Annotated in this window: 13 protein-coding genes and 2 pseudogenes; 9 read left to right on the top strand and 6 right to left on the bottom strand. The window is 56.8% G+C overall.

Going from position 1 to position 12088, the window contains the following annotated elements; genetic code table 11:
• Nucleotides 1-48: 48 nt before the first annotated feature.
• The gene (locus KTH07_RS20350; RefSeq protein WP_003861080.1) at nt 49-396 is read left to right on the top strand and encodes a YidH family protein; all 348 of its coding nucleotides are present in this window, start codon (nt 49-51) and stop codon (nt 394-396) included.
• Nucleotides 386-735 (top strand): annotated as a pseudogene (locus KTH07_RS20345) (DUF202 domain-containing protein). Before KTH07_RS20350 ends, KTH07_RS20345 begins: the two are co-directional and overlap by 11 nt.
• Nucleotides 736-817: 82 nt before the next feature.
• Here KTH07_RS20345 and dsdA read toward each other — a convergent pair.
• Both dsdA and dsdX read right to left on the bottom strand, forming a co-directional pair.
• Nucleotides 818-2104, bottom strand: coding sequence for a D-serine ammonia-lyase (dsdA, locus tag KTH07_RS20340; protein ID WP_023295667.1), 1287 nt, complete (start codon nt 2102-2104; stop codon nt 818-820).
• A gap of 17 nt (nt 2105-2121) precedes the next feature.
• The gene (gene dsdX / locus KTH07_RS20335; protein WP_023295668.1) at nt 2122-3459 is read right to left on the bottom strand and encodes a D-serine transporter DsdX; all 1338 of its coding nucleotides are present in this window, start codon (nt 3457-3459) and stop codon (nt 2122-2124) included.
• Between the two features lie 204 nt (nt 3460-3663).
• Between dsdX and dsdC the strand changes: the two genes are divergently transcribed.
• The gene (gene dsdC / locus KTH07_RS20330) at nt 3664-4590 is read left to right on the top strand and encodes a DNA-binding transcriptional regulator DsdC (protein ID WP_023302824.1); all 927 of its coding nucleotides are present in this window, start codon (nt 3664-3666) and stop codon (nt 4588-4590) included.
• 84 nt (nt 4591-4674) lie between these two features.
• Nucleotides 4675-5760: pseudogene (locus tag KTH07_RS20325) on the top strand (cellulase family glycosylhydrolase); the annotation flags it as partial.
• Here the strand turns inward: KTH07_RS20325 and emrD are convergent.
• The 4 genes from emrD to tisB all read right to left on the bottom strand — a co-directional run bounded on the left by emrD (nt 5666) and on the right by tisB (nt 8522).
• Nucleotides 5666-6850, bottom strand: coding sequence for a multidrug efflux MFS transporter EmrD (emrD, locus tag KTH07_RS20320; RefSeq protein WP_015570118.1), 1185 nt, complete (start codon nt 6848-6850; stop codon nt 5666-5668). The pseudogene KTH07_RS20325 and the gene emrD sit on opposite strands and share 95 nt — an antisense overlap.
• Nucleotides 6851-7025: 175 nt before the next feature.
• Entirely contained in the window at nt 7026-7859 is an 834-nt protein-coding gene (locus tag KTH07_RS20315) for a DMT family transporter (RefSeq protein WP_015570117.1), read from the bottom strand.
• Nucleotides 7860-7921: 62 nt separating this feature from the next.
• Nucleotides 7922-8368 (bottom strand): GNAT family N-acetyltransferase, encoded by a 447-nt coding sequence (locus KTH07_RS20310; protein WP_003861064.1) that lies wholly within the window; start codon nt 8366-8368, stop codon nt 7922-7924.
• 64 nt (nt 8369-8432) lie between these two features.
• Nucleotides 8433-8522 carry a type I toxin-antitoxin system toxin TisB gene (tisB, locus tag KTH07_RS20305; protein WP_017383683.1) on the bottom strand — a complete coding sequence of 30 codons (90 nt, stop codon included), beginning with the start codon at nt 8520-8522 and terminating at the stop codon, nt 8433-8435.
• A 486-nt stretch (nt 8523-9008) separates the two neighbouring features.
• On the opposite strand from tisB, the gene KTH07_RS20300 reads away from it, so the two are divergent.
• The 5 genes from KTH07_RS20300 (at nt 9009) to ilvN (ending at nt 12070) form a co-directional block, all read left to right on the top strand.
• Nucleotides 9009-9323 carry a type II toxin-antitoxin system HigB family toxin gene (locus KTH07_RS20300; protein WP_023302825.1) on the top strand — a complete coding sequence of 105 codons (315 nt, stop codon included), beginning with the start codon at nt 9009-9011 and terminating at the stop codon, nt 9321-9323.
• A complete protein-coding gene (locus KTH07_RS20295; RefSeq protein WP_023302826.1) occupies nt 9320-9739 on the top strand; it encodes a type II toxin-antitoxin system HigA family antitoxin in 420 nt (139 codons plus the stop codon). The genes KTH07_RS20300 and KTH07_RS20295 overlap by 4 nt, the downstream gene beginning before the upstream one ends.
• Nucleotides 9740-9885: 146 nt before the next feature.
• Nucleotides 9886-9984 (top strand): ilvB operon leader peptide IvbL, encoded by a 99-nt coding sequence (gene ivbL / locus KTH07_RS20290; protein ID WP_057979964.1) that lies wholly within the window; start codon nt 9886-9888, stop codon nt 9982-9984.
• 106 nt (nt 9985-10090) lie between these two features.
• Complete coding sequence (gene ilvB / locus KTH07_RS20285) at nt 10091-11779, top strand: acetolactate synthase large subunit (RefSeq protein ID WP_023302827.1); 1689 nt, start codon at nt 10091-10093, stop codon at nt 11777-11779.
• A 3-nt stretch (nt 11780-11782) separates the two neighbouring features.
• A complete protein-coding gene (gene ilvN / locus KTH07_RS20280) occupies nt 11783-12070 on the top strand; it encodes an acetolactate synthase small subunit (protein ID WP_015570113.1) in 288 nt (95 codons plus the stop codon).
• The last annotated feature ends 18 nt before the right edge of the window (nt 12071-12088 follow it).

Here is a 12088-nt window from a genome sequence, read left to right as displayed (position 1 = left end):
TGAATTACGCTATGCTGAAGCCTGCATGCAGCACGACAAGGAACCTTCATGAACATTTCCCGCCTCGGTGAAGCACCGGACTACCGCTTCTCACTGGCTAACGAACGCACATTCTTAGCGTGGATCCGCACCGCCCTGGGCTTTCTGGCCGCAGGTGTCGGTCTTGATCAGCTCGCCCCCGATTTTGCCACCCCGTTGATTCGCGAAGTGCTGGCCCTGCTGCTGTGCCTGATTGCCGGTGTGCTGGCGATTTATGGCTATCTGCGCTGGCTTAGAAATGAAAAGGCGATGCGTCTGAAGCAGGATCTCCCCTACACGCGCGGCTTGCTCATCATTAGTACGATTTTGCTGATGGTTGCGGGCGTAGTGATGTTACTGGTGTTGTATGCCGGATAGCCGCAAAGCGCGGCGGGAAGCGGACCCCCGGGCTTCAGCCGGAGCGAACCTCGCTGGCCTGGCTGCGCACGCTACTGGGGTATGGCGCGCTGATCGCTCTTGCCATTAAGCACAACTGGCACCGCACGGGGGGCGCCATTCTGGATCTCCATTGTTGTGCTGGCGCTGGTAGCCGTCATTTTATGGCGCTACACCCGCAGCCGTAACCTGATGGACGTGGCGCAGAACGACTTTGCGCAGCCGAAAGCGGTGCGGGATAAGTTCCTGATTGCGTTGGCTGTGCTGTCTCTGTCTTTACTCTTTGCAGTTACTCACATTCAGCAAATTATGAGCTTATAAGCCCGGTGGCGGCTACGCCTTACCGGGCCTACAACTGCCGCGAACCGTAGGCCGGGTAAGGCGTAGCCGCCACCCGGCATAATTACTTCCCTTTAGCTAAATACTTCGCCATCTCATCCTCCGGCACCATGCCGCCGCCGGTCGCCCACACCAGGTGGGTAACGTTCTCATCGGCATCGACGCGCAGCGGCCCGGCCATCCCCGCCAGCGCCGACGGCTCCAGGCGAATCCCTTCCTCCTGCGCCAGCCAGCCGAGCATGTCGTACATGCTTTGATCGGAGAGGGTATAGAACCCGTCGAGCAGGCGCTCCATCGCGCGGCCCACGAAGCCGGACGCACGCCCTACCGCCAGACCGTCCGCCGCCGTCACGTTATCAATGCCCAGATCCTGCACCGCAATCTCATCGTGCAGCCCGGTATAAACGCCCAGCAGCATACATGGTGAGTGCGTTGGCTCCGCGAAGAAGCAGTGGACGTTATCGCCAAAGGCCAGCTTCAGGCCAAACGCCACGCCGCCGGGGCCACCGCCGACGCCGCACGGCAGGTAGACGTACAGGGGATGATCGGCATCCACCACGCGGCCCTGCTCGGCAAACTGCGCCTTCAGGCGCTCGCCAGCAACCGCATAGCCCAGGAACAGCGTACGGGAGTTTTCATCGTCAATGAAGAAACAGTTCGGATCGCTTTCCGCCGCTTTGCGTCCCTGCTCCACCGCCACGCCGTAATCCTGCTCATATTCCACGACGATCACGCCGTGGCTGCGCAGTTTGGCTTTCTTCCACTCGCGGGCGTCGGCGGACATATGCACCGTCACCTTAAAGCCAATGCGGGCGCTCATAATGCCGATGGACATCCCCAGGTTGCCGGTTGAGCCCACCGCGATGCTGTACTGGCTGAAGAAGTTCTTAAAGCGCGGCTCCAGCAGAACGCTGTAGTCGTCTTCAAGGCTCAGCAACCCGGCGTCCAGCGCCAGTTTCTCCGCATGAGTCAGCACCTCATAGATGCCGCCGCGCGCTTTGATCGAGCCGGAAATCGGCAGATGGCTGTCTTTTTTCAGCAGCAGCGTGCCTGGAATGGCCTTACCGGACTCTTTCTCCAGCCGCGCCTGCATCGCCGGGATCGCGACCAGGTCGGATTCGATAATCCCGCCCGTTGCCGCCGTTTCCGGGAACGCTTTCGCCAGATACGGCGCGAAGCGTTTCAGGCGCGCGTGCGCGTCGTCCACGTCGGCTTTGGTCAGCCCGACATACGGCAATCCTTCCGCCAGCGTCGTGGTGCGCGGGTTAAGCCAGGTGGTTTCTTTCAGGGCAATCAGATCCTCAACCAGAGGAAACTGTGCGGTTAAAGTAGTGATAGTTGCGTTTTCCATAATACGTCTCTTCGCGCTCAGATAATGAAAGAAAGCAGGAATGTGCTGCCAAGTGCAAGCACCGAGGCGATAAACGTCGCCGTCGTATAGTATTTGAAGGTCTCGTTCAGGGTCGCGCCGCAGTATTGCTTCACCAGCCAGAAGAGAGAATCGGTCACGATCGTGCAGCCAATAGCGCCGGACCCGATGGCAATGGTGATGATCTCCGGGCTTACGTTCGGGTAGAGCGGCAGCATCGGCGCCACTATCGCCGTGGCACCCATCATCGCTACCGTTGCCGAACCGACGGCGGCGTGCAGCACCAGTGCCACCAGCCAGGCGAGAAGGATAGGGTGCATATGCAGGTTCGAGAGAATATGCGCCAGCGTCTCCGCCAGACCGCTAGTTTTAAGGATGGCGTTGAACGCGCCGCCCGCGCCGATAATCAGCAAAATGTTGGCGATAGAGCCAAAGCCGTGCTCCGTATGGGTCAGCATTGCGCCCATGCCCATGTGCTGGCGGATCCCCAGCAGGTAGTAGGCAAAAAACACGGCGATAAACATCGCGGTGATGGGGTTGCCGATAAACTCCAGCAGGGTATACAGCGAGCCTTCTTTTGCCATGTTCAGCTCGGCAATGGTTTTCACCAGCATCAGGGCAATCGGCAGCAGCACGGTGAACAGCGTGGCGCTCAGCGACGGCAGCGTGTGTTCTTCCCGCACCTTCAGGTCTGAAAATTCCGCCGGAACCGGCTTATAGGGCAGACGATCGCCGAGCAGCTTCAGGAACAGCGGGCCGCCAACCAGAGACGCCATCAGGCCCACCATCAGACCGTAGACAATCACCGTCCCGACGTCCGCCCCTAATTTATTGGTGACAAACAGCGCGGCCGGATGCGGAGGCACCACGCAGTGCACTGCCATTAGTGCGGTACAGAGCGGAATGGCCAGCTTGAGCAGCGACGTGTTGGTCTTTTTGGCGATGGAAAACGCCAGCGGGATCAGCAGTACCACGCCCACTTCCACAAACAGCGTAATGCCGCAGATCAGGCCGACCAGGACCATAATCACGTCCGCCGACAGCCAGCGGCAGCGCTGCAACGTAATCCCGATGCGCTCTGCCGCGCCGGAGACTTCCATCATTTTGCCGAGAATAGTGCCAAGACCGATAACCGCCGCCAGGAAGCCCAGCGTACCGCCAATCCCGCTCTCAATGGCGTTCACCATATCCAGCGGGCTCATCCCCATCATCGCGCCGACGAAAAAGCTTGCCAGCAGCAGCGCGAGGAACGGGTGAAACTTCAGTTTTACGATGGTTAAAACAATCAATACGATGCTGACAAGCAGCGTTGCCACAACCCAGACCTGAGATCCCATATCTCACCTCACCCTTATGTCATCTGGGGGTATTGGACGAAAAAACGGCGTGGGCTGACAAACGATATAAATTGGCGTTCAGATGAGCCAGATTGGATCAACTGAGTGACTGTGTTCTAAAAAGCGCACTTAACTCGTATTAGGTTCACATAAATTCATTCTTGAGCGGTATGCTGAACGCAGAAATTACGTGTGGGAATTGTGATGACCGATGCGAATGAAGGCAGAAACCGGCTTTTAAACGGCTGGCAGCTGTCGAAAATGTACACCTTTGAAGTGGCCGCCCGGCATGAGTCCTTCGCGCTGGCGGCGGCGGAGCTGTCGCTCAGCCCCAGCGCGGTGAGCCACCGCATAAACCTGCTGGAAGAGGAGCTGGGCATTCAGCTGTTTGTCCGCTCACACCGTAAAGTGGAGCTGACGCAGGAAGGCAAGCGCGTTTACTGGACGCTGAAATCGTCCCTCGACACCCTGAATCAGGAGATCCTGGATATTAAAAACCAGGCGCTGTCAGGTACGCTAACGGTGTACTCCCGGCCGTCGATCGCCCAGTGCTGGCTGGTGCCGATGCTGGGGGATTTTACCCGCCGCTACCCGTCGATTTCACTTACTATTCTGACTGGTAATGATTACGTCAACATGCAGCGAACCGGCATCGATCTGGCGCTCTATTTCGACGATACGCCGCCAAACCACCTTTCTCATCACTTTTTGATGGATGAAGAGATTTTGCCCGTCTGCTCGCCGGCGTATGCCCGGGAGCATGAACTGCTGAAAAACCCCCATAACCTCAGCCACTGCACGTTACTGCACGACCGTCAGGCCTGGAGCAATGATTCCGGTACGGATGAGTGGCTGAGCTGGGCGCAGCATTACGCGGCGAATATGCCGTTATCATCGGGTATTGGCTTCGATCGCTCTGATTTAGCCATTATCGCGGCCATGAATAATGTGGGGGTAGCGATGGGGAGAAAGCGGCTGGTGCAAAAACGTCTCGAACGAGGGGAGTTGATCGCACCCTTTGATGGGAAAACTCTCAAGTGCCATCAGCATTATTACGTCTCAACGCTTCCCGGCCGTCAGTGGCCGAAAATTGACGCCTTTATCGGCTGGCTAAGAGAGCTGGCGGGTTGAAGAATTATTACGCTTTCGCTCTACACCAAATGTGAAAAAGCGTGCTAAATACAGGTAATGCTTTTGATTTATCCAGGGTAAACCGTGTTAAAGCCTTTTATTGCCACTGCGATCTTACTCTCTTCCGGCTGGGCGATTGCCGCTGAGCCGCCGCTGACGGCTGCCCGTTACGCGCAGATGCTGGGCGTCGGAATGGATGTCGACTGGGCACGCACCGAGCGCGGTATCCGCGAGTTCGACCCGCTGGTGGTCCGTGATTTTCAGGTGAAAGGCATACACCATGTCCGTATTCGGGTGGCGGGCGAACCGACGGAAGCGCGGCTGATTCACCTGCGTAAGCTGGTGGAGGCCTGCGAGCAATACGGCGTCATCCCCATCATCGCTTATCAGGCCGATGAATATAAAAACGACCCGAAAGCGGATACCGAAAAAGAGGTGATTAACTGGTGGATTGCCGTGGCGCACTATTTTGGTCAGCGCTCGCCGTTGCTGGGCTTTGACCTGATCTACGAACCGGCGGACAAGCTCAACCACAACGTTGCTTCGCTCAACCGGGTGTATGAGAAAGCGATCAAAGACATTCACGCCATTGATGCCAGCCGCATGATTTTTATCGCCCCTCGTCTGCGCGCCGCGCCGGAGGATTTATCCAGCCTGAAGCTGCCCGCGCACAGCCAGAATTACCTGCTGGCGGAGTGGCATATTTTCCCCTGGGGCCCGCTGAAAACGAACGGTAAATACCCGTGGACGTCCGGAACTGCGGCTGAGAAAGCGGCTATCCGTAACCGAATCAACGCCGCGCTGCACTGGCAACAAAAAACCGGGCATGTGAGCTGGGTTGGCGGTTGGGGGGTGGGCGAATCGAAAAGCCTGACGCCAACCGCCTCGCAGATGGCGTTTGCCACGTTTATGGCGTGCGAGCTGCAACAGGCCAACATCCCGTATGCGATAAACGCCGATGTTCAGTTTTATGACGGGGAAGAGGGGGCGTGGCGGCCTGCCCCAGAGCGGCTATTGCAGGCGATGATTGCGCCCGTCTGTGAAAAGCCCGGCGAGAAGCCGGGCCATCATGCGGTTAAACCGGCTGTTCGTGATGCGAGACACGCGACGCCAGCGGCAGCCAGCACAGCAAAATCAGCAGCCCCATCAGGGTCATCAGCAAGCCTAAACTCGCCTGCCCGGTCTGCGGCATCATAGCCGAAAGCCAGGCCAGCGCGCCGGAACCGATGTTCTGCAAACCGCCCACCAGCGCGCCTGCCGTGCCTGCGAGGAACGGGAACGGCTCCATCGCGCCGCTGGTGGCGAGGGGAAACAGCATGCCCGCGCCGAAGAAGAACAGCGCCGCCGGGATGAGCAACGTCCAGACCGACATCACGTCAAACAGCCCCGGGATCCACATCATCAGCCCGGCCAGCAGACAGCTGATCACCGACTGCCACATCAGCGTGGAGAAACGCTTGTTCGGACGTCCGGCGAACCATGCGCCGAAGAACGCCGCTGGGATCGGCAGAATAAACAGAATACTCACCACCATGCTGCTCAGGCCAAGGCCTGCGCCCAGCAGCACGCCGGAACAGGCTTCAAACACCGCAATTCCCGCCAGGCCGCCGATTAGCATCAACAGATAACAGGTAAAGGACCCATTACCGAACAGCGTTTTGTAGCTGGCGATGAGCTTCGTGCGCGGCGCGTCTTTTGGGCGGGTTTCCGGCATCCAGCGCGCCATGCTGAAGGTGACAATAATGCACAGCACCAGCAGGAAGGCGTAACAGGCGCGCCAGGACCAGACGGTGTCCAGCAGACCCCCAATCAGCGGGGCCAGTAGCGGGCTGACCAGAATACCCATATTTAACAGACTGTTGGCGTGACGAAGCTGTGTGCCCTGGTACATATCACGCGGCAGGGTACGCGCCATAACCCCGCCAACGCCGGTGCCCACGCCCTGGAGGGCGCTGGCGGCAATCAGGACGGTCAGGCTGTGCGTGGTAATGGCAATCACCGTTGCTACCATGAAAATGCTCATGCCCACCAGAATGACCGGACGACGCCCGACGCGATCGGACAGGGGACCATAAACCAGCTGTGAAACGCCATAGGTCAGCAGATAGGCTGCCATCACGCTCTGGACTGCACCTTCGCGGACGCTCAGATCTTTTGCCATATCGGCAATCGCCGGAATGTAGATGGTTTGTGCCATCTGCCCGACGGCCACCAGTAACACCAGCATCAACAATAAGTTCACGTTCCGTTGCTTTTTCATGTCGCTGAATACTTTTGCCAAAAGAGATAAATAAAGAATGAGTGACTACGCATTCCCATAAATGCGCGAGGAATCTACCACAGAGAGATGACAATTTAAGCATTACTGTGATGAATGACAGAAGACGTGAAGGCAGGATTTGTAAACAAGATCGGCAACTAATGTTGCCAGCGAATTACGCCAGGCGCAGCAGGACCGCACCGGCAGCAATACCCAGTGCCGCCGCGATGCGCAGGCCGGCAACCTTCTCTTTTAAAAGCACAAATGCGATTAATGCGCCGAAGAGAATAGAGGTTTCACGCAGTGCCGCGACCACAGCCAGCGGTGCCTGGGTCATCGCCCAGAGTGCCAGACCGTAAGATCCCATCGTCCCGACACCGCCGAGCAGCCCTTTTTTCCAGTGCAGGCGCAGGTAGCTGGACGCTTCGCGACGCCGCGCCACCATTGCCCAGCTCAGCAGGCAGAAACCGTTCATGAAGAAGGTCCAGAGCGTATAGCCCAGCGCAGTGTCCGAGAGTCGCACACCGGTGCCGTCCACCAGGGTATACCCGGCGATAAAACAGGCGTTCAGCAGCGCCAGCCAGATCCCCTTGCGTGACTGCATGCGGCCGTTCATCGCCATGGCCAGAATCGACAGACAAATGACCCCAATGCCGGACCAGGCAAGCCAGGAGAGATGATCCCCGAGCACCAATACGCTGATCAGCGCCACCAGCAGAGGAGCCGTCCCGCGCATAAGGGGGTAGGTCTGGCTCATGTCGGAGACCTGATAGGTCTTCGCTACCAGCACGGTGTACACCACCTGTAACGCACAGGAGACGAACAAATATGGCCAGCTTGCGGCAGTTGGCTGAGGAGAGAAGGGCAGTAAAATCAGGGCAATAAGCGCGGCTGAACCGCTGACTCCGATCGCCGAGTAGAGTTTATCCGTTCCGGCTTTAACGATGGCGTTCCAGCTGGCATGCAGCAGTGCGGCGAACAGTAAAATGCAGAAAACGGTGATGGTCATGGCGTATCGGTTGGTGAAATGTCATCCAACTGTAACATTCACCCGTCGATGCTGCCAGCCGCTTACACTGCGCAAAAAAGGCGGTGCGTCACCCGGGGTTCGTCTGACACCAGCCTGAAGCCCGCCCGATGGTAAAATCCGTACGCGGTTTCCGGCGCATGGGTATTAAGAAAATCAAACCAGATGCTGGCATCCGCCATCACCACGGTCAAAAGCTGTTTGCCTATGCCCTGCCCACGGCACTTCTCGCTGACGTAGAGATGACGAATACGTCCGGCGCGCGGCTGCTGGCTGAACGGATCGCGATTAAGGCCGCACACGCCCACCAGCCTGCCGTTAAGAAACGCCCCCAGCAGTTTTTCACCCGGCGCGTTAAAGCGGTTTTCACCCCGCTGCCAGTTCTCTTCCAGCCTGCGCAGCATATTGAAATTCAACGCGATACTCTCCGCCTTCAGGGCGATATACCCGGGTTCATCGGGCGTGACGGGCTCAATTAACAGACGCGACATAGCATTCCCTCGTTATTAAAGAGGGGCGGTTGCCCGCCCCTCTCAGGTGCGACTTGAACCTGAATCACCGAACGTATTTCAGGACAGCATCAAGCAGTTGCAATACAGCAACAATGAGTTTGAGGACAAGTATGACCATATCCACGACGCTCATACGCGTCTCCTTTTGGTTAAAAGGAGCACGATGCTGGCGTACCTTTCCGCCGCCTGTGGCCAGCACCTGGATTGACGTAACACAGTGTGCTCACTTCAGGGGTTAAGGCACTGACGGCACCACCCGTTTCAGCCAGGACTTTGTTGCGCCGGTAAACTGCGGCCCCCTCGCTCACTGCGAACACCCTCAGTATAGATAAATACTGTATGCATGAACAGTGTTTTATGGACAAAATTTGGAAGGCGATCCATACTCAAAAACGTCAAAATCCGTGCCGGAATTGCGCGTTCGTCTTCGATCGCGTATACTTTTCGCGTTGACGTAACACAGTGTGTTCTGCGGCAACCAACCGCAAAACCCTGATAAAAACCTCGCTTAGGCGGGGTTTTTTGTTTTCTGACGAAGTGAAAATAGTATCCTTCGTTGACTTATTGGCAACAGGTGTTATCGTTGCCATAATGGCAATGGACGCGGCAGGCAAGCAGGATGCATTTAATCTCAATGAAGGCAATTTTGGATGCGGTAAGCCAGTTCCCGCAACACAGAGAAGAGCTTCTCTTTTTAGGACGAGTTATTGAAAAGAGCCACTGCCCGACGCCCGCTGCACTGAGAAAACTTTTCCCAACGCTGGATAACTTCAAGTATCTTGATAAGCATTATGTTATTGATATTGCAAATAACAATCTCAGAGTAGTGGCTCTCATATTCTTTGAAAGCCAAAAGTTTTATGTGCGCCATGTTTTTACTCATAAGGAATATGACCGTTTTACGGAGAAACATCGCACTAAGGGGAAGAAATGATGATCGTCGCTGATGCAATGAAAGCTACGCACGCCCTTGTTGCGGCCGTTCCTTTACTGGGTGAACAGCCGAGCGAGAAAGATTATAAGGATGCGCTTGAGCTGGTTGAGTATCTCCTTATGAACGAGCCCAATAGTCCTTTGCTGGATATTGTGTGCGCCAGAATTAGCCATTACGAAGCTAATGGGCCAGAGATAGTCGCATTACGCAAGGAGATGGAGTCCGTTCCCGTCGGAATTGCAGTTTTAAGAACCTTGATGGATCAATACAATCTGACGATATCGGATTTTAAGGATGAAATTGGTAGTAAATCGATGGTTTCACGGGTTCTGAATGGTCAGAGACAGCTTACCCTGAACCATATTAAAAAGCTGGCGGCCAGATTTGGGGTATCACCTGCGTTATTTATTGAGTGAGTAAAAAACCTTTATTGAGTGTCACCACCCAACAAACAAAACGTGATCCCTGACGCATTTTTGCGCAGATGAAAATATTTCCATTGTCACATCCGAAAACCTGTGTTTGTATAAATTCAATCAATGATTCCAAACACAGGTCCCCAATGACTTCATCCATCTTCACGTCGACCCTACTAAAAACTGCGCAACCTGCCGCAGTGGTCGTCGTGCGTGTGGTGGTGGTCGTCGGCAATGCGCCGTAGGGACTGGATCAACACACGAATCCAAAACCCCGCCGGCGCAAACCGGGCGGGGTTTTTCGTTTAGGACCCTCCCCGGAAGGCTGGCTCAGAAGAAAAGGACTGGAGCATGGCAAGTTCGGGCACAACATCCACCAAGACGCGTTTTACAGGCGCGCAGCTGATTGTTCATTTACTGGAACGACAGGGCATCACCACCGTTGCGGGCATCCCGGGTGGGACCGTACTGCCGCTGTATGATGCGTTAAGCCAAAGCACACAGATCCGCCACGTGCTGGCGCGCCACGAGCAGGGCGCAGGCTTTATCGCCCAGGGCATGGCGCGTACCCAGGGTAAACCGGCGGTCTGTATGGCCTGTAGCGGGCCGGGCGCCACTAACCTGGTGACCGCCATCGCCGACGCGCGTCTCGACTCCATTCCGCTGATCTGCATTACCGGCCAGGTGCCGTCCTCGATGATCGGCACCGATGCGTTCCAGGAAGTCGACACCTACGGCATCTCTATCCCCATCACCAAACATAACTATTTAGTTCGCGATATTAGCGAGCTGCCTCAGGTTATCAGCGATGCGTTCCGCATTGCGCAGTCTGGCCGCCCGGGCCCGGTGTGGATAGACATTCCTAAGGATGTCCAGACCGCAGAAATTGAGATCGACGTTCTGCCGGAGCCGGGTGACCGTGCCCCCGCGCCAGAATTCAGCGCTGAGAGCGTGCGCGATGCGGCGGCGATGATCAACGCCGCCAAACGCCCGGTGCTCTATCTGGGCGGCGGGACGATCAACGCCGCGGATGAAATCCGCCAGTTCGCTGAAAAAGCTAATTTGCCCACCACTATGACCCTGATGGCGCTGGGTATGCTGCCAAAAGCGCACCCGCTCTCTCTCGGCATGCTGGGCATGCACGGCGCGCGCAGCACCAACTACATCCTGCAAGAGGCGGATTTGCTGATAGTTATGGGGGCGCGTTTTGATGACCGGGCGATTGGCAAAACCGAGCAGTTCTGCCCGAACGCCAAAATCATTCACGTGGATATCGACCGCGCCGAGCTGGGTAAAATCAAGCAGCCGCACGTGGCGATCCAGGGCGACGTGGCCGAGGTGCTGGCGCAGCTGATCCCGCAGACGGAGGCAACCGACCGCGCCGACTGGCGCCAGCTGGTAGCCGATCTGCAACGGGAGTTCCCGGGCGCTATCCCAACCGAGGGCGACCCGCTGAGCCACTATGGTCTTATCAACGCCGTCGCCGCCTGCGTGGATGACAGCGCGATTATCACCACCGACGTCGGCCAGCATCAGATGTGGACCGCTCAGGCGTATCCGCTGAACCGTCCGCGCCAGTGGCTGACCTCCGGCGGCCTTGGCACCATGGGCTTCGGCCTGCCAGCAGCGGTTGGCGCGGCGCTCGCCAACCCGGACCGCAAGGTGATCTGCTTCTCCGGTGACGGCAGCCTGATGATGAATATTCAGGAGATGGCGACGGCGGCCGAAAACCAGTTAGACGTTAAAATCATTCTGATGAACAACGAGGCGCTGGGCCTGGTGCACCAGCAGCAGAGCCTGTTCTACAAGCAGGGCGTGTTTGCGGCGACCTATCCGGGGATGATCAACTTCATGCAGATTGCCGCTGGTTTTGGCCTGCACACCTGCGATCTGAACGCCGAAGAAGATGCCCACGCGGCGTTGCAGGATGCGATTTCTCGCCCTGGCCCGGCGCTGATCCACGTGCGTATCGACCCTGAACTAAAAGTGTATCCGATGGTGCCGCCGGGTGCGGCAAATACTGAGATGGTGGGGGAATAAGCCATGCAGAAACAATGTGATAACGTCATTCTGGAACTCACCGTCCGCAACCACCCAGGCGTCATGACCCACGTCTGTGGGCTCTTTGCCCGTCGGGCGTTTAACGTGGAAGGCATTCTGTGCCTGCCGATTCAGGGCAGCGAGCACAGCCGCATCTGGCTACTGGTGAACGACGACCAGCGTCTGGAGCAGATGATGGCGCAGATCGACAAGCTGGAGGACGTCACCAAAGTGGCACGCAACCAGTCCGATCCCACCATGTTTAACAAAATTGCGGTGTTTTTTGAGTAAATCACTTAAGGTAAGAGG

The organism is Enterobacter cloacae complex sp. ECL72, from assembly GCF_019056635.1.
GTDB classification, from domain to species: Bacteria; Pseudomonadota; Gammaproteobacteria; order Enterobacterales; family Enterobacteriaceae; genus Enterobacter; species Enterobacter hormaechei_C.
This window is presented reverse-complemented; position numbering and strand designations above follow the sequence as displayed.